Raw genomic sequence first — 18,980 nt, forward strand, 5'->3', positions numbered from 1 at the left:
CTGCTCCCGCAGAATCTCATTGCGCTTGATGTACCAGGCTTTGCTGTTGTTGGATGAAGTTTATGGAATGCAGCAGCAAGGCCAATCCCTCCACGAAATCATCATTTAACCTCAGCGGAGAACCCAATGAAGGCATTAGTCATGGCCGTTGGCGTGCTGGCTTGTCAGATAGCGCCCGCCTGGAGCGAAACCGAATACCAAATCACCTGTCCCGGCCGTCCGACTATGACGGTATCGCGTGCCGAGTATGGTTTGAGTACGTTAATGTGGCCAACGCGCCACTTCCAGATTGCTGCCGGGCAGCAGCGCACCAGCCTGAAAGGGGGCGATAAAGTCGCCATCACCCGTTTTCGTAATGGCGATCAGTTAATCGTGAATAAAAAGAACGATGAAACTTTCTTCGTCTACGCCAACAGCAACAAGTTGTTGCCCTGCAGCCGCACCGATAAGCGCGATGCGCAGATTCTGTCGCTGGAACGCTACGACGACAGCGCGCGTCCAAACTCGTGAGTTAATAGCCCGGTTTGATGAGTTGCCGCTGGCGCAAATCCAGCGGCGACTGTTCCGCCTCATCAATGGCTGCCAGCCAGCTCTGCAAATTCACCTTAGCCCACGAAAGATGTCCGCGCGTGGTGCTCATCAGCACGACATCCGGGCGTAACGAGCGATACAACTCCAGCGACTGCTGCAGTTCGGTGGGATTGCTTTCAGGCATCAGCACGCTGATCCAGCGGTTGTAATCGCGGGTCAGCGTATCGCCGACAAACAGATAAGTGTGGCCGAGCGGCGAGTGGTAGAGATAGCTGCTGCTGCCGGGCGTGTGTCCGGGCGTCGGCAGCAGGTGAAAATCGCCGAAGTGCGTCTCTTGCTGCGTAAAGGTTTCGTCGGGCTCAATCACCAAACTGACCGGCCCGAGCGAACGACTGTGGCAATAGAGCGCGCTATTAAAGCGCTGCTGAATGGCGATCGCTCCCGGCGCGGCTTCGTGCCAGTGAGTTAAATAGTGGCGAATGACGCCGCCGGCATCGTTGAGGAACTCATGGTCGAGCGGATGCTCCACGCGACCAATCAATAAATTGCCGCGTGGGTGGCACAGCATAAAGCCATGCATCATTAAGTCACTCGCCGTCTCTTCGGCGGGGAATTCTGGCGTGGAGATCCACAAATCGTCGTACAGTGGCTTCATTGTCGGTCTCCTGCGGCAACACGTTAGCGCAATGTCGGGTGGCCGGTGAAGGCGAACTGTGCTTCTCCATTCTCAATCTGCAACGTGGCGCTAGCGCCCAGCGGCAGCGTCACGGTATCGGCATCGTGTCCAAAAGCCAGATCGCTAATCACGGGAATCTGAAACTCGTCACGAATGCGCTGCCATACGGTGGCAAAATCAAAACCGTTGTCATACGCCGACAGCGATGTGCTGGTAAAGCTGCCGGTAATAATCGCTTGCTGGCGCGACAAAATGCCACTCTGCTGCAGCTGAATCAGCATGCGCTCGATACGGAACGGATGTTCGTTCACATCTTCGATCACCAGAATGCCGCCTTCAATTTGCGGCATCCACGGCGTACCAATCAGCGAGCAAATCATCGCTAAATTGCCGCCCCATAAAATGCCTTGCCAGCGGCCGTGATCCGGGCTGGTGCTGCGCCAGCTTAGATTGACTGTAGGTGATGTCAGCGTTTGCCAAAAGTGCGATTCGGTAAAATCAGATAATGCCTCGGCGCCGAAGTTACCGGCCAACATCGGCCCGCTAAAGGTGATCAGCCCGATTTGTGCCAGTAACGCCAGCTGCAGCGCGGTGAAATCGCTGTGGCCGCACAGCGCCACCGGTTGATTGAGCAATCGACGTTGCAGGCCAACGTAATCGATCTTATCCAGCAAACGTGAAGCGCCGTAGCCGCCACGCACCGCCAGCACGATATCGGGCAGCGCCTCTAGCGTGGCCAGCGCATTGATATCATTCAGCCGCTGCACATCATCGCCGGCAAAGCGTTGAAAGCGGCGGGTGATCGCCGATAGATTGTCAAGATGATGGCCAGCAGCCTGTAAACGACTCACCGCGCGCTGGGCGGCGTCCTGATTGTGGCAATAACCGGAAGGGGCGATGAGACGTAGCGTGCGGGGAGTAACCATAACTTCCATCCTGCTGTAGAGTGGCCGGCTGATGATGACGAAATGCGTTGTCGAAGTCACGGTAGCATAAGGTTTTTTACCGATTTAGGATAAACGGTAATTTTGCATCGCGCTGCGCCAGGTATGATAGCTTGCGCCAACCCTATTGCGGAACCAAAAATCAGTGAAAATTCGACTACTTATGCTTTCTGCACTGCTGCTTGCTGGCTGTTCCAGCGAGCCGGAAAAACCGGCACTGCCCGAGAAGAATACGCCGTTAACTCAGGCACCGCCGTCGAAAGTGAATGATGCATGGTCAATGTTTACCGAAGATGCCGCCAGTCATTATGGCGTTGATGAGAAGTTAATCAGCGCCATTATTAGTGTCGAATCCGGAGGCAATCCCACCGTGGTGAGCCGTTCCAATGCGGTTGGTCTGATGCAAATTAAGGCCTCGACCGCGGGCCGCGAAGTCTATCGCACCCAGGGCCGTCATGGTCAGCCATCCTCGTCCGAGCTGCGCGATCCGGCCAAGAACATCGATATTGGCGCGGCTTACCTGAAAATTCTGCAGGATTCCGCCTTAGCCGGAATTCGCGATCCGCTGACCCTGCGTTACGCCACCATTGTCTCCTACGCCAACGGTGCCGGTGCCTTGCTGCGTACTTTCTCGCGTGACCGCGAGCGTGCTATTGCGATGATCAATTCCATGACGCCGGACGAGTTTTACCAGCACGTACAGAATAAGCATCCGGCGGCGCAGGCCCCGCGTTATTTATGGAAAGTCACCACCGCCTACCGCACCATCGGTTGATGCTGTACACCTATCTGTTGCGGCGCGATTTATGGCGCAATGAATTGCGCCGCTACACCAACAATCGCGCCGTCGGATAATCCACAATCAACACCTGCACATAACCGCCGCGCAACGCCCCGCGAATCGCCTGCGCTTTCTCTTTGCCGCCCGCTAACGCCACCACCTGCGGACAGCGTTTTACCTGCGCCAACTCCATACCAATTACCGGATCTTCCTCTGCGCTCAGCACCGGTTGACCGTCGGCGTCAAAATAGTGCAGGCAGATATCGCCCACCGCGCCGCGTTCGGCCAGCGTTTGCAGCATCTCACCGTCGTAATAGTTGCCGGAATTGCGCAGCAGGGCGGACGGCTCGAGATCGCCGATGCCGACAATCGCCAGGTCCACCTGATCAAACTTTTCCAGTACCACCGCGACATCGGGATTAACCGATAAACGCTGGCGATCCTTTACCGAGTGTTCGATTGATTGCGACGGCAGCAGCCACGCCGGACAACCCAGCAGCGCCGCGAGATTCTGCGTTAGAATCGTGGCCTGCACATTGCCGTTGGCGCCCACGCCGCCCAGTAGCTGAATGACGCCTTGGCACGGCGCGCTGAGCGGATGCAGCGCATCGACCATGGCGCGAATGGTGCCGCTCCAGGAGGAAATGCCAATCAGCTCATCGGCACGCACCCGCGTTTCCAGATAGTGCGCGGCGGCGGAACCGATCGCCTGTTTGATCTGCAATGCGGAAGCCTGATCCGGCACATCCACCACAATCACCTGCGGCAGTTGATACAGCTGCTCAATGGCTTTTTCCAGCTCAGGGAACACATTGGCCGGCGGCACCACGCTGATCTTCACCACACCTTCTTTCACGCTGCGATTAAGGATGCGCGACACAAAAGATTGCGACAGCTTCAAGAGCTGCGCAATGTCGGACTGCTTCCTGCCTTCCACATAATAAAGCGTGGCGATTTTCACCATCAGCCGCTGTTCATCCTGTTTTGCCATGGTTTTTTCTCTCTCTTAACCTGCCTGGTATTGTTAATCAGCCTGTCATAAATAACAACGCAGAACATTTTGTGATCGTTTTCGCTTTTTGAGGATCGGGCAATGGACGTGCTCAGAAAGCCAGCGCATAGTCATTATGCATATAAAATCGCAATTGAATATATATTCAATCGGAGATAACAAATGAAAGCCTCTGTCCTCAAAGTCTCTCTACTTGCTTCAATCATGATGATCTCGGCGGCGTCGCTGGCGGCGGATAAGGGGTTGCTGGCTATTATTACGCCATCACATGACAACCCGTTCTTTAAGGCCGAAGCCGACGGCGCGCAGGAGAAAGCCAAAGCCCTCGGTTACACCACGCTGGTGGCCTCACACGATGATGACGTGAATAAACAAAATCAGCTGATTGAAACCGCCATCGCGCGCAAAGCCAAAGCCATCATCCTTGATAACGCCGGTGCGGATGCCACCGTTGGCCCGGTGCAAAAAGCCAAAGATGCCGGCATTCCTACCTTCCTGATTGACCGCGAAATCAATAAAACCGGCATCGCCGTGGCGCAAATCGTCTCCAACAACTATCAGGGCGCACAGCTCGGCGCCGAGAAGTTCGCCAAACTGCTGAACGGCAAAGGGGATTATGTCGAGCTGCTGGGCAAAGAGTCAGATACCAATGCGGGTGTACGTTCGCAGGGATATCACGATGTGCTGGATGATTATCCCGATCTGAAGATGGTGGCGCAGCAGAGTGCCAACTGGAGCCAGACCGAAGCCTTCAGCCGCATGGAAACCATCCTGCAGAAGAACCCCAACATTGTCGGCGTGATCTCCGGTAACGACACCATGGCGCTCGGCGCGGAAGCGGCGCTGAAAGCGGCGGGCAAAACCAATGTGATCGTGGTCGGCTTCGACGGCAGCGATTACACCCGCGACTCCATCCTCAATAAAGGCAACATCAAAGCGACGGTGCTGCAGCCGGGCTGGGATCAGGCGCAGATGGCCGTCGAGCAAGTGGATTACTACCTGAAGAATGGCAAAGCGCAGAAAGAGGAGAAGCAGCTGATGGATTGCGTGCTGATTGACGACAGCAACGCCGCGAAGCTGAAAACCTTCAAGCTGGCGCCATAACATGGAGGCCGGCATGAAGGGGAAAGCGCTGAGCGGCACGCTGGTGGCGCTGCTGACGCTGATGTTAGCCGCCTGCACCGTGGTGGATCTCGATGCCAACGGCAAACCCATCATGCCGAAAGATCCTAACGCTAAACCGGGCTACAGCGATCAAACGCCGCAGCAGATTGCGGAGTCAAGCTGGGCCAGCCGCGTGCAGCAGCCAGCTGAGAAGCAGGCGCTGAGCTGGGCGGATATGGAAACCAAAAGCCACACCGTCAAAGCGGGCGGCAGCGAAAGCGTGTTTGTGCGCGCTGCGGGCACGGTGACGGCGTTTGATAACAGCAACGAGCGGGAACGCAGCCTCACCATGACCATCAACGGCAAGCCGGTGAAAGTGTTGATTGGTCCGGTGCTGCGCGGCAACGCCATTCGCGATGCGGCCGGTTTCCGCTTCGAAGAGTTCACCAATCAGGTGCAGTACGCGCAGCTCACCAAAGCACTCAATCGCCACGCGGTGAAACAGCTGCCCGCGGTGGATGCCAGCTGGGTGGGCAAACCGGCGCAGGCGCTGCTGGCCGTCAGCATAGGCGCGGGCACAGTGGAAGATGTGGTGGCGGTGCGGCTGCAGCAGGGGAATCCATAATGAGCGACGAGATCATTCTGCAAGCCAATCAGATGTCGATGCTGTTCCCCGGCACCTTAGCGCTGGATCGCGTGGATTACCGCGTGTGGCGCGGCAAAGTTAACGTCATCATCGGCGAAAACGGCGCGGGCAAATCGACGCTAATGAAGATTCTCGCCGGCGTGCAGCAACCGACCAGCGGTGAGATGTTCCTGAACGGTAACAAAGTGGCGTTTCACAGCACGCGAGACGCCGCGCGTCACGGCATCGGCATGGTGCATCAGGAGCTCAACCTGTTTGAGAACCTCAGCGTAGCGGAGAACATTTTCCTTGGCCGGGAAATCCAAAGCGGCATTCGGCCCATCAATGAAGCCGAGCAGAAACGCCGCACCGCCGCGCTGATGCAGCGCCTCGATCAGCCAATTTCACCGGATGAGAAGGTTGGCAGCCTGAAGGTTGGCCAGCAGCAACTGGTGGAGATCGCCAAAGCGCTGGCGGAGGACGCCGACATTCTGATCCTCGACGAACCGACCTCGGCGCTGAGCAAAACTGAAGTGGAGATCCTGTTTCGGGTGATCCGCGAACTGACGCGTCAGGGCGTCTCCATCATCTATATCTCGCATCGGCTCGAGGAGCTGATGGCGATTGGTGATGTGATCACCATTCTGCGCGACGGGCGTTTTCAGGCCGAAGCGCAGGTCAGCGATATCGACGTGCCGTGGATCGTGCGCGAAATGCTGGGCAGTGAACCGGTCGGCACTTTCCTGCCGCCGGATCGCCAGTTCGGTGCGCCGGTGCTGGAAGCCGAACACATCACCTGCGTCAGCCCGAACGGCAACACGCTGGTGGATGATGTCAGTTTTCAGGTGCGTTCCGGAGAGATCGTCGGCATTTACGGGTTGATGGGCGCGGGGCGCACCGAACTGTTTGAGTGTTTGCTTGGCACGCAGCGTAACTATCTCGGCAAGCTGTGGCTCGACAGCAAACCGCTGCCGACGCGTCTGCCGACCGCTGAACGCATTCGTATGGGCATGAGTCTGGTGCCGGAGGATCGCAAACGCTCGGGCATTTTTCCCATCTCATCGGTGGCGAGTAATCTCACCATCGCCAGCCTGTGGCGGCGTCTGTCGCATCGCACCGTGATTTCAGAGCAGGCGGAACGGGAAGTGGTGACCAGCACCGTCGGCAATCTGGCAATCAAAATCTCCTCGCCGGATGTCGCCATTAGCGCACTGAGCGGCGGCAATCAGCAAAAGGTGGTGATTGGCCGATCTCTGCTGACCAATCCGCGCTTGCTGCTGCTGGATGAACCGAGTCGCGGCATCGACGTCGGTGCCAAAGGCGAAGTGTTCCGCATGATGGTGAAGCTGTCGGAGCAGGGCATTGCGGTGGTGTTCTCCACCTCAGATTTGAAAGAGATCATGGCCGTTGCCGATCGCATTATTGTGATGTCCGGCGGCAAATTGACTGCTGACCTGCCGCGCGCTGAAGCGGAAGAGGCGGCGCTGGTTAAAGCAAGCGCACAAGGGTTCTGATATGAAAAACAACGGCGCGCTCGCGCTCGCATCGCCTGTCAAAGCATTCAACTCACGCGAAAGCCTGATTTTGCTGCTGCTCAAACTGCGCACCTTTATTGCGCTGTTTCTGATTGTCGGCTTCTTCGCTATCACGGTGCCCGATTTCCTCGCGGTGGGCAGCATGGTGATCATGGTGAAACACATCGCCATTAACGCCTTCCTCGCGCTCGGCATCACGTTTGTCATTATCACGGCGGGCATCGATCTCTCCATCGGCGCCACGCTCGGCCTGTGCGGCATGATCGCCGGCTGGCTGATTACCAAAGGCATTGTGTTGCCGATGTTTGGCATCGCTATCTTTCCCAGCGTGTGGCTAATCGTGCCGATTGTATTGCTGATTGGCGGCCTGATTGGCGCAGTCAATGGCTGGATCATTACCCGCTATAACGTGGCTCCGTTCATCTGCACGCTCGGCACCATGTACATCCTGCGCGGCACGGCGATGCTCACCTCGGGCGGCGAAACCTTCCCCGGTTTGCAGGGCAATGAAATGCTGGGGAATACCGGATTTGACAAGATTGGCGCCGGCTATTTCCTTGGTTTGCCGTGGGCCATCTGGATGATGGTGCTGCTGGCGCTGGTGATTGCCTACGTGGCGCGCCGCCTGCCGTTTGGCCGTCAGGTTTACGCGATTGGCGATAACGAACGCGCCGCTGAACTCTCGGGCGTGAAAGTGAAGTCGGTGAAAATCTGGGTCTATGCCATCTCCGGTTTCTGCGCGGCAATTGCTGGCATCGTGGTCTCGTCGCAGCTGGTGGCCAGCCATCCGGCGAACGGAACCTCCTTTGAAATGAACGCGATTGCCGCAGTGGTGCTGGGCGGTACCTCGCTGGCCGGTGGACGCGGCACCATTCTTGGCACGCTGATTGGTGCCTTTGTGATCGGCTTCCTCGCCGACGGTTTAATCATGATGGGTGTGAGCGAGTTCTGGCAAATGGTGATCAAAGGCATCGTGATTATCGTGGCGGTGATCATCGACCAAATGCAGAGCCGCATGCAGCAGAAAGCGGCGGTGGTGGCGCAGAAAGCGCTGATTGAGGAGGGCGGTAGCCCGGCAAAAAGTTAATCGGTTGGGTGCAGGCGCTGATTGTCTGCACCTTTTTTTCTTCATCACGAATAAATATTCATCCATGCTTTAAAATTCAGAGGTGTCTATGAATCCTTTCAAATACTCGGTAGCGGATCTGGCAGCGAAAGCGCGCGCCGTGCGCCGCCGCATCATCCAGCTTAATGCGGGCAGCCCGGCGGGCGGTCACACCGGTGCCGATCTCTCACAGGTTGAGATCCTTACCGCGCTCTATTTCCGCATCCTGAACTGCGCGCCAGATCGCACCAACGATCCGCAGCGCGACATCTATATCCAGTCGAAAGGCCATGCGGTGGGCGGTTATTACTGCGTGCTGGCAGAAGCCGGTTATTTCCCCACCGAATGGCTGCCGACTTATCAGCATTCCGATTCGCATCTGCCGGGCCATCCGGTGCGGCAAAAAACGCCGGGCGTTGAGCTGAACACCGGCGCGCTGGGTCACGGTTTACCGGTGGCGGTCGGCATTGCGCTGGCGGCGAAGAAAGATAACAGCGACCGACGCATTTTTGTCGTCACCGGTGACGGTGAGCTGGCGGAAGGCAGCAACTGGGAAGCGGCGCTGGTGGCGGCGCATTACGGCCTCGATAACCTGGTGATCATCAATGACAAGAACAAGCTGCAGCTGGCGGGGCATACGCGCGACATCATGAATACCGATCCGCTGCCGGAAAAATGGCGCGCCTTTGGTCTGGATGTGAGCGAGTGCAACGGCAATGACATGGCGGCGGTGGTGGACGCCATCGAAAACCTGCCGCGCAACAGCGGCAAGCCACAGGTGATTGTGGCGCATACCGAAAAAGGCTTCGGCATCTCCTTTATTCAGGGCAAACCGGAGTGGCATCACCGTGTGCCGAAAGGGGAAGAGATTGCGTTGGCACTGGAGGAATTAAAAGATGAGTAATGCAAAACACCTGGCGACGGTAATGGTTGAGGCATTTATTGATGCGGTTAATCGTGGTGTCGATTTAGTGCCGGTGGTGGCCGATTCCACCTCAACCGCCAAAATTGCGCCCTTTATCAAAGCATTCCCCGATCGCCTGATCAACGTGGGTATCGCGGAGCAAACGCTGGTGGGCACCGCCGCCGGTCTGGCGATTGGCGGCAAAGTGGCCGTGACCTGCAACGCCGCGCCGTTCCTGGTTTCCCGCGCCAATGAGCAGGTTAAAGTTGACGTCTGCTACAACAACACCAACGTGAAACTGTTTGGTCTGAATGCCGGTGCCAGCTACGGCCCGCTGGCCAGCACCCATCACAGCATCGACGACATCGCGGTGATGCGCGGCTTCGGCAACATCGAAATTTATGCGCCATCCTGCCCGCTGGAGTGCCGCCAGATTATTGAGTATGCGCTGGCGCATGTCGGGCCGGTTTACATCCGTCTGGACGGTAAAGATCTGCCGCAGCTGCACGATGAAAACTATCAATTCCGTCCTGGCCAAATCGACGTGTTACGTGAAGGTCATGACATTGTGCTGGTGGCGATGGGCTCGACGGTTCACGAGGTGGTTCACGCCGCCGAGCAACTGCATGAGCAAGGCATTACAGCAGGTGTGATCAGCATTCCATCGATTCGACCTTGTGATACCCAACAGCTGCGCGAGCTGTTAAATCACTATCCAGCGGTCATTACCGTGGAAGAACACAACGTCAACGGCGGCGTCGGCAGCCTGGTGGCGGAAGTGCTGGCGGAAGGCGGCTGTGGCATCCCGCTACTGCGTTTGGGCATCCCCGACGGCGAATACGCGATTGCCGGCGATCGCGCCTCCACCCGTGCCCGACATGGTATTGATGCCGCCAGCGTAGTGAAGAGTGCAGCGCGCATCTGTGCAGGAGCGTAAAGATGGCAGGTTCGTTGATACTGGCAATTGATGAAGGCACCACCAACGCGAAAGCGATTGCAGTCGATCGTGCCGGCAATGTGGTGGCACGCGGCAGTCAGCCGCTGACGCTGGAACATCCGCAGCCGGGTCTGGCGGAGCAGGATCCGCTGGCGATATGGCAGGCGGTGAAACAGGCGGTGAGCGCTTGTCTGGCGCAGTGTGCGGGGGCGCAGGTTGCGGCGGTGGCGATCAGCAACCAGCGCGAATCGGTGCTGATCTGGCAGCGACATAACGGTCAGCCGTTGACGCCGTTGGTCAGCTGGCAGGATCGCCGCTCGGAGGCGTTTTGCCGCGATCTGCGCGTGGCGGGTAAAGCACCGCGCATCACCGGACTCACCGGGTTGGCGGTGGATCCGATGTTCCCGGCCGGTAAACTTACCGGCATGCTGGCTGCGTTGCCGAATGGATTTGCGCGCGCGCAGGCCGGTGAACTCTGTATCGGCACCGTGGATAGCTGGCTGAGCTGGCAGCTGAGCGGCGGCGAAAGCTTCGTCACCGATCATGCCAATGCGGCACGCACCCAACTCTACAACCTGCACAGCGGCGACTGGGATGATGAATTGCTGGCGCTGTTCCATATTCCCCGCGCGGCGCTGCCGCAGATTGTGCCCTCGGCCAGCGCGCAAGGCGTGGTGACACGCAACGATATTCCCGGTTTAGCGCCCGGCACGCCGATTTTGTCACGCATCGGCGATTCGCACGCTGCGCTGCAAGCGCAGCGCAACGGCAGCGAAGAGGTGGTGAAAGCCACTTACGGCACCGGTTCATCACTGATGATGTCGATGGCGACGCCGTTGCTGACGGAAAATGGCCTCAGCACCACGGTGGCGTGGCACGACGGCACGCTGCGCTATGCCTTTGAAGGCAACATTACCCACACCGGTTCCGGCGCGGCGTGGCTGGGCCGCATGCTGGGCATTCATGATCCGCGAGAACTCACTGCGCTGGCGCAGCAAAGCGAACACAATCAGGGCATCTATTTTGTGCCGGCGCTTTCCGGTCTTGGCGCGCCCTGGTGGGATTTGAAAGCGCGCGGCATGGTATGTGGCTTGACCGATGCGGCGACGCCGGAGGTGCTGGCGCGCGTGGCGCTGGAGTCGATCACCTTCCAGATCGCCGATGTGTTTTTTGCCATGGAGCAGGCCAGTGGCGTGCAACTTCCTGCGCTATGCGTGGATGGCAGCGCCACGGAAAATAGCTGGTTGATGCAGATGCAGGCCGATGTATTGCAGCGGCCACTGAAACGCGTACCGACGGCAGAAGTGTCTGCGCTGGGCGCCGCGCTATTAGCGGGCCGCACCTTAGGCTGGTGGCAGCAGGGCAGTGAGATGCAGGCGTTACAGGGCGGTAGCGTGATCACGCCGCGTGAGGATCAGGCGAAAAGCATGCAAGAGAATTATCACGGCTGGCTGGATGCGGTGGCGCGTTGCCGTTATCAGCCGCATTGATTATCGTTATTTAAATCGCGCACGCTTCGTAGCGGCGCGATTTATCGCGCTTTTTAGACATTTATCTCATGCCACATAGCGCAATAAATTGCGCCGCTACGATGTTGTACGGTGATAAACGTGCAGCGCTACTGAAAACGGTTGGCTTTATCACGCGCCAGACGTTCCAGCGCAAAAATCACCTGCTGTAGCTGGCGTTCCTGAATCGGTTCGATGGCGGTAAAGCGGAAGCTGAGGCGCGGTGTGGCGCGGGTTTCATTCTTGCTGGTCACTACGGTGCGTTCACCAATGTGCAGCAGCTGTGCTGTCACCTCAAAGTGACCATACTCAGCTAAATCCACGCGCAGGTTTTTAAAGGTATCGCCGCGATTGAGGCCTTCCGGTAACGCTTCGTCCAGCAGCACGCCGACGCCGCCCAGTGACAGATCCTGCAGGCGGAAACGCGCGGTACGCCCATCAGGCCACTGGCTGTGGCAATAAAAAACCGGTTCCAGCGGCGCATTGACGCGAAAGAATTCACGACGTTGAATCTGCCACACCAGTTCCGGCAGCGACGCAGCAAAAGCGGGTAAGCCTTCGAATTCAACCCGCTGTAAACCGGTTAAGCCGAATTCGACTTTGGCACCGTGCGTTTCGGCGGCAATATTCACTTCGCCACCTTGCAGCGCTAAATCGTTATCCAGCGCGTTGCTGCCGAGGTCAAAGATCACCTGATCTTCATCGGCTGACAGCAAGCGACTGATAAACTGACCGCGCGAAAAATTCACCATCAACAGGGTTTGAAAACGCAACAGGTCCTTCATCACGCCCAAAACCGCTAACGTGCCTCGCTTGAGGTATTGTTCTTTATCGGCTTCTCCCACGTCCTGCTCCACTTATCCGATTGTTATTTTCACGACTGACAATGCTGTTCGTCAGTTATCGGCGTCGCTGCGCTAACCTTTAGTCAGCTAACGGCTATTTACGGCGGCAAGTTGGGATGCAGATCATAAAATCCCGTCTATACTAGAGGCGGTGAACACATTGATTAATAACGTAAGGAGCAGTACATGGGTATTCTTTCATGGATTATTTTTGGTCTGATTGCCGGGATTATCGCTAAGTGGATTATGCCGGGTAAAGATGGCGGCGGCTTTATCATCACCGTGGTTCTGGGTGTGGTGGGTGCGGTTGTCGGTGGCTGGATCAGTACCCTGTTTGGTTTCGGTAAAGTTGACGGTTTCAACTTTGGCAGCTTCGTGGTGGCAGTGATTGGTGCCATTGTGGTGCTGTGGATCTACCGTAAAGTGCGAAGTTAATCGCGCCAGTATTTGATGAAATCCGCCATCCCGCAAAGGGTGGCGGATTTTTTTATGCCTGATTAAAAGTCGTAGCCCACCGTGGCCATGACCGTGCGCTCGGCACCGCGATAGCAGTAACCGGTGCCGTAACAGGCGGCCAGATACGTCTTATCGGTCAGGTTGTTGGCATTCACCTGCAGCCAGGCGCCTTTCAGCTGTGAGTTCCATGCGCCAAGATCGGCGCGAACCGACGCATCAAACAGCGTTACCGATGGCAGACGCGTGGTGTTCTCGTTATCCGCCCACTGTTTACCGATATAGCGCACACCCGCACCGGCGCTCAAGCCGTAGTCAAACTGATAATGTCCCCACAACGATGCCATGCTGTTCGGCGTCACATACGGCGTATGGCCATCGTTACCGTCCACCGAATCTTTAAAGCGCAGATGATTTAGCGTGTAGCCGGCGATAGTGCTAAAACGCGACGTCAGCTGATTACGCGCCTCAAGTTCAATGCCCTGCGAATGCACTTTGCCCGACGGCGTGTAAGTGCCGTCCAGCACGTTACGGTTGGCGACATCGTCCTGGGTCAAATCGTACACCGCGATTGAGTACATATCGCGCGTGCCCAGCGGCTGATATTTCACGCCCGCTTCATACTGCTCTGACGTAGTCGGTTTTAGCTGATTGCCGAAAGGATCGGTTAACGAAGCCGGCGTTATTGCCTGGCTCCAGCTGACATAAGGCGAGATGCCGTTCTCGAAGGCATATAGCAGCGCAGCGCGGCCGCTGATGTGATCGTCCTGACGACGGCTGGTGCCGTTTTCCGACACGATGCGATCGTAGCGTCCCGACAAATCCAGATGCCAGCGATCGAGCTGCAATTCATCCTGCAGATACAAACCGGTTTGATAGTAGCGGCGCGTCTGCGATGTCCAGTCGAAGTCCGGCATGATGCCCACTTCTTCGCCGTTCCACGCATTCAGCGCGCTGGCGGCACCGCTGGCTTTGGTGATGTCGTTTTTATAGCGATGGTATTCCGCGCCCAGCGTCACGCGATGCTGAACCGCGCCGGTAGCGAAATCGGCCTGCAAGCGGTTGTCGTTGGCCCACGCGCTCAGCGATGAACGCTCACCGGAGTAGTAGCGGTTCAGCAGGTCTGGATTCGTTGCGTTCCAGCCAATCTGATAAACCTGATCGAGCTCGGTATTGGAGTGGCTGTAGCTGCCGGTGGAGTACACCGACCACACATCGTTGAAGCGATGCGAGAAGTCATAGCTGTAAATCTGCTCGCGACGTTTGAACTGATCGAGCGCAGTGTCACCTTCATAGAAACTGTCGCTCAATTTGCGGCCATTATGGCTATAGAGCGTGCCTTCCGCCGGTACCGAGCCGTGATAGCCGCCGGACGGATCTTTCTGCAGGTAGGCGCGCAGCACTAAGTTGGTATCTTCACTTGGCTGCCACATCAGCTGTGGCGAAATCGCATATTTCTCTTCGCGGGTGTGATCGTATTGGGTATCGCTGTTGCGCGTAATGCCGGTTACGCGAAATGCCCACTGATCGTTGATGGCGTTGGTGTAATCAAAGGCGGCGTTATTGGTGGCGTTGGTGCCGGTCGCCAGGCGGAAGTGGCCCTCTTCAGCAAACTGCGGGCGCTTGCTCACCATATTCACCAATCCGCCCGGCACCGTTTGGCCGTAGAGCGCGGAGGAGGGACCTTTAATCACATCGATGCGGTCGAGGAACCAGTTATCCACCTGCAGGATGTTGAAGCTGCCGCCGTCACTCATCACGCGCAGGCCATCGAGGAAGGTGTTATCGACATCGCCGCCGTGGAAACCACGCAGCGCGATAGTGTCATAACGCGTGGCCGCGCCGCCAAAGTTGGTGAAGACGCCCGGCGTGTAACCCAGCGCCTGATTGAGATCCTGCGCGCCCTGATCTTCCATCTGCTGACGCGTCACTACCGAGATCGACTGCGGGGTAGTGATCAGCGGCTGATCGCTTTTGCTGGCACCGCTGCTGCGCGTGGCGAGATAGCCCTGCGTCGGTGAGGTGGCGCTCTCTTGCGGTTGCGCTGTCACGACAATCGACTCTTCAGCGAAGCTTGCCGCGGGTAAAGCCAGCGCAAGCGCGCACAGTACGCGGCCACGTTTAAGGGTAAACAACGAGGTCATGAGAGGTTCCTGTTATTTTAATGGGAATAGCTATCGATATCAGATTGAGAATTATTATCTTTTGTCGCGGATGTTTCAAGATGTGAGTTTGTTGCTAGAGGAATGTGAGGAAAATGCACAGATGACAGGCACGAGCCGTAGCGGCGCGATTTATCGCGCATTGCACTAGCGAAACCTTACCCAGGTTCGGGTCGCGCAATAAATCGCGCCGCTACGGGAATGTGCAGTTGCCGGGCTACTTCGCCCGGCAGAATAGCGGTAATTACTTCGCGCGACTTAAAACCGGCATATTCGGGATATCGCCAGCGTTATTACAGGTTTTGTCTTTCGGGCAGTACTTATCCAGCAGCTTCAGCGTCACGCCATTGGTCCAGCCGAAGCCGTCCTGCAGCGGATATTCACCGCCGCCACCGCCGCCCAGCTGCGCGCCTTCAACCACGTATTTCTCGACCAGCTTATGTTCCTTGTCGTAGGTCGCCTGCACGTTCTGCAGGAAGCGCTGACCAATCTGTTGCGCCAGTTTCGGCTGCTTGTAATGCTCCAGACCTTCTACCGCCACCCATTGCAGCGGCGCCCAACCGTTTGGTGCATCCCATTGCTGGCCGTTATTCACCGTGGTGGTCACCAGTCCGCCGGGTTTCAGCAGCTGTTTTTCAACTGCGGAAGCGGTGCGTTCAGCTTGCTTATCGCTCGCGAGCTGCATATAGAGCGGGAATAGCGTCGCAGCGGTCAGCTGTGAATGCACCTGCTTCTTCTGGAAATCGTAATCGGCGTACCAGCCTTTTTTCTCATCCCACAGGTAGCGATTGATCGCCGCCTGACGTTTCTCAGCATCCGCCGCGAACTGTTTAGCTTTGTCATCCTGCTTATCCAGTTTGGCGGCTTTAGACAATGTTTGTTCGAGGTGGAAAATCAGGCTGTTAAGATCAACCGGTGCCAGCTGCGTGGTACGGATGGACGCCAGATTGTGCGCATCGGTGAACCAGCGCGAACTGAAATCCCAGCCCGAAGCCGCGCCCGCACGCAGATCGCGATAGACCTGCTGCTTATTGCGCTCCGGCGCTTTATTCGCGGTGTTGACGTCATCCAGCCAGGATTCGGTACGCGGCGCATCGCGATCGTCCCAGTAACGGTTAAGCAGCGTGCCGTCGCTGAGTTTGATCACGCGTTTGCTGGCCTGGCCGGCCGCCACTTTGTCGCTGTCCGCCATCCAGTAATCGTACTCTTTCTGCAGCTGCGGCAGGTATTGGCGATAGACGTCGTCGCCTTTGTGCGTTGCCAGCAGGTCAACCATCAAGCTGAAGAACGGCGGCTGCGAGCGGCTGAGATAGTAGCTGCGGTTACCGTTGGGAATATGGCCATATTTGTCCAGCTCGGTGGCGAAGTTATCCACCATATCCTGCACGCGATCCCAGTGCCCGCTCTCCGCCAGGCCAAGCATGGTGAAGTAGCTGTCCCAGTAATACACTTCGCGGAAGCGTCCGCCAGGCACCACGTAAGGTTTGGGCAGCGGCAGCAGCGAATCGTACTGACTGGCACTTTGCGCGGTACGCGTCAGCACCGGCCATAAACCGTTGATGTGCTCACGCAGGCTTTGCCCGGCGGGCGGCACATATTTGTCACCCTCTTTTGGCAGCGTGAAGTTGCTGTCGACAAAATGCTTGAGATCGAAGTTGCGCTGGTTTTTTTGCATCTGCCAGTCGGCCAGAATCGACGAGGGATTGGATTTCGGCACCGCATCGGCGAAGGTTTTCTGATCCGGATAAAATTTAGCCTGCTGTACCGCATTGAACAACGGTCCCAGGCGCACATCCGGTGGCTGCGGTTGGTTGCTGAGCATGCGGCTTTGATCGTCGGCGTGTGCGGCGGTGGCACCGGCCAGCAACGCGGCGCTAAGTAAAAAGGTCAGACGCGCGGGCGTGAATACGGCATTTTTTATCATCGGTTTTTCTCCTTGTCCGAAAAGGTGGTGTGCTAACGCATTGACCACCCGAACAACTTTAGTCGTAATCGCGCCGCTTAGCCTCGCACAGCGGTGGAAATGTGAAGCGCCCGGAATTAATCACGTGAGAAATTGCCTCAAGGCTAAGGTTTTTGCTTGCCCTGTACGGCTATTTGCCTGAGGCTGAAGCAAAAAAAGGAGAGTCGTATGGAGATAATCTGGTATCACCCGTCGCTGGTGCCGCAAGGCTGGCTGGAGGGTTTGCGTCAGCGTTTGCCGGAGGCGCGCGTGCGTGACTGGCAGCCGGGCGACAACGCGCCGGCCGATTATGCGGTGGTGCGTTCTCCGCCGGTCGAGATGCTGGCGGGGCGTCAGCTGAAAGGCGTATTTGCCATGGGCGCGGGCGTCGACGAAATCCTCAAACAGCTGCGTGACAATCCACAGATGCTGGCCGACACCGTGCCGTTATTCCGCCTGGAAGATACCGGCATGGCGCGCCAGATGCAGGAGTACGCCAACTGGTGCGTGCTGGGCTGGTTCCGCCGTTTTGCCGACTATCGTCAACTGCAGCAGCAGGCTTGCTGGCAGGAGCTGGACGGTTTCGATCGCGAAAACTTTACCATTGGCGTGCTCGGCGCGGGCGTATTAGGCCGTAGCGTGCTGGAGAGTTTGCGTCAGTGGGGCTTTCCGTTACGCAGCTGGAGCCGTTCGCCGAAGCAGATCGACGGTGTGCAAAGCTTCCATGGCCGCGAACAGCTCAATGCTTTCCTGGCGGGCACGCAGGTGCTGATCGATCTGCTGCCGACCACGCCGGAAACCACCAACCTGATTGATAGCCAGCTGCTTAACGCATTGCCGCACGGCGCCTGCTTCCTCAACCTTGCGCGCGGTGCGCATGTGGTAGAAGCCGATCTGCTGGCGGCGCTCAACAGCGGTCAGCTGGCCGCCGCCGCGCTGGATGTGTTCCAGCGCGAGCCGCTGCCGCAGGATCATCCGTTGTGGTCTCATCCGCATGCCATAATCACGCCACATACTGCGGCGATTACCTTGCCAGGCGAGGCGATGGATTACATTGCGGATGCCATACTTGCTCTGGAGCAAGGTCAACAGCCGGGTGGTTTAGTCGATCGCCAGCGCGGTTATTAATTCCCATTGGGTCAGGAGATGAAGATGTATCCCGTTGATTTACATATGCACACCGTTGCCAGCACGCACGCTTACAGCACGCTGCATGATTATGTGGCGCAGGCGAAACAGAACGGCCTGAAGCTGTTCGCGATTACCGATCACGGCCCGGATATGGCCGATGCGCCGCACTATTGGCATTTCGTCAACATGCGCATTTGGCCGCGCGTGATTGATGGCGTTGGCGTGCTGCGCGGTATCGAAGCCAACATCAAAAATCAGCAGGGTGAGATCGATTGCAGCGGCCCGATGCTGGATGCGCTGGATCTGATTGTCGCGGGCTTCCACGAACCGGTTTATGCGCCGCGTGACAAAGCACATCACACTGAAGCGATGATTGCGGCGATGGCGGGCGGTTTGGTGCATATCATTTCGCATCCGGGCAACCCGAAGTTCCCGGTGGATATTCGCGCAATTGCCGAAGCCGCCGCGCATTACGATGTGGCGCTGGAGATCAACAACTCCTCCTTTACCCATTCGCGTCCGGGTAGCGAACCGAACTGTCGCGCCATTGCCGAAGCGGTGCGCGATGCCGGTGGACGTCTGGCGTTTGGCTCCGATTCGCATACCGCGTTTACGCTGGGCAATTTCGAACACTGCCTGCGCATCACCAGCGAAGTGGATTTTCCCGAAGATCGCGTGTTAAATGTCACGCCGCGTCGCCTGCTCGACTTCCTCGCGTTGCGCACCGGCAAAACGATTCCCGAATTTGCTGATTTTTAACTTTTTTACCTCAAGGAATTCTGTTG

At 57.2% G+C, this 18,980-nt stretch carries 18 protein-coding genes; 12 read left to right on the plus strand and 6 right to left on the minus strand.

Features of this window, described 5'->3' with window-relative positions; translation table 11 throughout:
* Positions 1–126: 126 nt before the first annotated feature.
* A complete protein-coding gene (locus P6287_RS07875; protein WP_101760796.1) occupies positions 127–510 on the plus strand; it encodes a hypothetical protein in 384 nt (127 codons plus the stop codon).
* Position 511: 1 nt separating this feature from the next.
* Here P6287_RS07875 and P6287_RS07880 read toward each other — a convergent pair whose 3' ends face one another.
* On the minus strand, positions 512–1,186 hold the full coding sequence (locus P6287_RS07880) for an MBL fold metallo-hydrolase (RefSeq protein ID WP_101760794.1): 675 nt from the start codon (positions 1,184–1,186) through the stop codon (positions 512–514).
* Positions 1,187–1,209: 23 nt separating this feature from the next.
* Positions 1,210–2,133: a muramoyltetrapeptide carboxypeptidase gene (gene ldcA, locus P6287_RS07885; RefSeq protein ID WP_277974757.1), complete on the minus strand. Its 924-nt coding sequence runs from the start codon at positions 2,131–2,133 to the stop codon at positions 1,210–1,212.
* Between the two features lie 181 nt (positions 2,134–2,314).
* On the opposite strand from ldcA, the gene emtA reads away from it, so the two are divergent.
* Positions 2,315–2,926 (plus strand): membrane-bound lytic murein transglycosylase EmtA, encoded by a 612-nt coding sequence (emtA, locus tag P6287_RS07890; RefSeq protein WP_240632861.1) that lies wholly within the window; start codon positions 2,315–2,317, stop codon positions 2,924–2,926.
* A 52-nt stretch (positions 2,927–2,978) separates the two neighbouring features.
* Here the strand turns inward: emtA and P6287_RS07895 are convergent, their stop codons facing one another.
* Positions 2,979–3,923, minus strand: coding sequence for a sugar-binding transcriptional regulator (locus P6287_RS07895; RefSeq protein ID WP_137385584.1), 945 nt, complete (start codon positions 3,921–3,923; stop codon positions 2,979–2,981).
* Between the two features lie 183 nt (positions 3,924–4,106).
* Here P6287_RS07895 and P6287_RS07900 point away from each other — a divergent pair, with 183 nt between their 5' ends.
* The 7 genes from P6287_RS07900 (at position 4,107) to P6287_RS07930 (ending at position 11,644) form a co-directional block, all read left to right on the plus strand.
* On the plus strand, positions 4,107–5,048 hold the full coding sequence (locus P6287_RS07900; RefSeq protein ID WP_101760789.1) for a D-ribose ABC transporter substrate-binding protein: 942 nt from the start codon (positions 4,107–4,109) through the stop codon (positions 5,046–5,048).
* Positions 5,049–5,061: 13 nt separating this feature from the next.
* Positions 5,062–5,673 carry a DUF2291 family protein gene (locus tag P6287_RS07905; RefSeq protein ID WP_277974758.1) on the plus strand — a complete coding sequence of 204 codons (612 nt, stop codon included), beginning with the start codon at positions 5,062–5,064 and terminating at the stop codon, positions 5,671–5,673.
* Entirely contained in the window at positions 5,673–7,187 is a 1,515-nt protein-coding gene (locus P6287_RS07910) for a sugar ABC transporter ATP-binding protein (protein WP_110865954.1), read from the plus strand. Before P6287_RS07905 ends, P6287_RS07910 begins: the two co-directional genes overlap by 1 nt.
* A gap of 1 nt (position 7,188) precedes the next feature.
* Positions 7,189–8,295, plus strand: a complete 1,107-nt coding sequence (locus P6287_RS07915) for an ABC transporter permease (RefSeq protein WP_101760787.1) — start codon at positions 7,189–7,191, stop codon at positions 8,293–8,295.
* A gap of 88 nt (positions 8,296–8,383) precedes the next feature.
* The gene (locus P6287_RS07920) at positions 8,384–9,217 is read left to right on the plus strand and encodes a transketolase (RefSeq protein WP_192234240.1); all 834 of its coding nucleotides are present in this window, start codon (positions 8,384–8,386) and stop codon (positions 9,215–9,217) included.
* Positions 9,210–10,154: a transketolase C-terminal domain-containing protein gene (locus tag P6287_RS07925; RefSeq protein ID WP_101760785.1), complete on the plus strand. Its 945-nt coding sequence runs from the start codon at positions 9,210–9,212 to the stop codon at positions 10,152–10,154. The genes P6287_RS07920 and P6287_RS07925 overlap by 8 nt, the downstream gene beginning before the upstream one ends.
* A 2-nt stretch (positions 10,155–10,156) precedes the next feature.
* Positions 10,157–11,644, plus strand: a complete 1,488-nt coding sequence (locus P6287_RS07930) for an FGGY-family carbohydrate kinase (RefSeq protein ID WP_101760784.1) — start codon at positions 10,157–10,159, stop codon at positions 11,642–11,644.
* Between the two features lie 128 nt (positions 11,645–11,772).
* Here P6287_RS07930 and P6287_RS07935 read toward each other — a convergent pair whose 3' ends face one another.
* Positions 11,773–12,507 carry a flagellar brake protein gene (locus P6287_RS07935; protein WP_110865957.1) on the minus strand — a complete coding sequence of 245 codons (735 nt, stop codon included), beginning with the start codon at positions 12,505–12,507 and terminating at the stop codon, positions 11,773–11,775.
* A gap of 186 nt (positions 12,508–12,693) precedes the next feature.
* On the opposite strand from P6287_RS07935, the gene P6287_RS07940 reads away from it, so the two are divergent.
* Positions 12,694–12,942, plus strand: a complete 249-nt coding sequence (locus P6287_RS07940; protein WP_008102737.1) for a GlsB/YeaQ/YmgE family stress response membrane protein — start codon at positions 12,694–12,696, stop codon at positions 12,940–12,942.
* 62 nt (positions 12,943–13,004) lie between these two features.
* On the opposite strand, the gene P6287_RS07945 is transcribed toward P6287_RS07940, so the two are convergent.
* Positions 13,005–15,104: a TonB-dependent siderophore receptor gene (locus P6287_RS07945; RefSeq protein ID WP_101760782.1), complete on the minus strand. Its 2,100-nt coding sequence runs from the start codon at positions 15,102–15,104 to the stop codon at positions 13,005–13,007.
* A 262-nt stretch (positions 15,105–15,366) separates the two neighbouring features.
* The gene (treA, locus tag P6287_RS07950) at positions 15,367–17,046 is read right to left on the minus strand and encodes an alpha,alpha-trehalase TreA (RefSeq protein ID WP_277974759.1); all 1,680 of its coding nucleotides are present in this window, start codon (positions 17,044–17,046) and stop codon (positions 15,367–15,369) included.
* Positions 17,047–17,253: 207 nt separating this feature from the next.
* Between treA and ghrA the strand changes: the two genes are divergently transcribed.
* Complete coding sequence (gene ghrA / locus P6287_RS07955; RefSeq protein ID WP_277974760.1) at positions 17,254–18,192, plus strand: glyoxylate/hydroxypyruvate reductase GhrA; 939 nt, start codon at positions 17,254–17,256, stop codon at positions 18,190–18,192.
* 24 nt (positions 18,193–18,216) lie between these two features.
* A complete protein-coding gene (locus P6287_RS07960; protein ID WP_137385589.1) occupies positions 18,217–18,954 on the plus strand; it encodes a phosphatase in 738 nt (245 codons plus the stop codon).
* The last annotated feature ends 26 nt before the right edge of the window (positions 18,955–18,980 follow it).

Origin of the sequence: Pantoea sp. X85 (assembly GCF_029623675.1) — a bacterium.
GTDB lineage: Bacteria > Pseudomonadota > Gammaproteobacteria > Enterobacterales > Enterobacteriaceae > Pantoea > Pantoea leporis.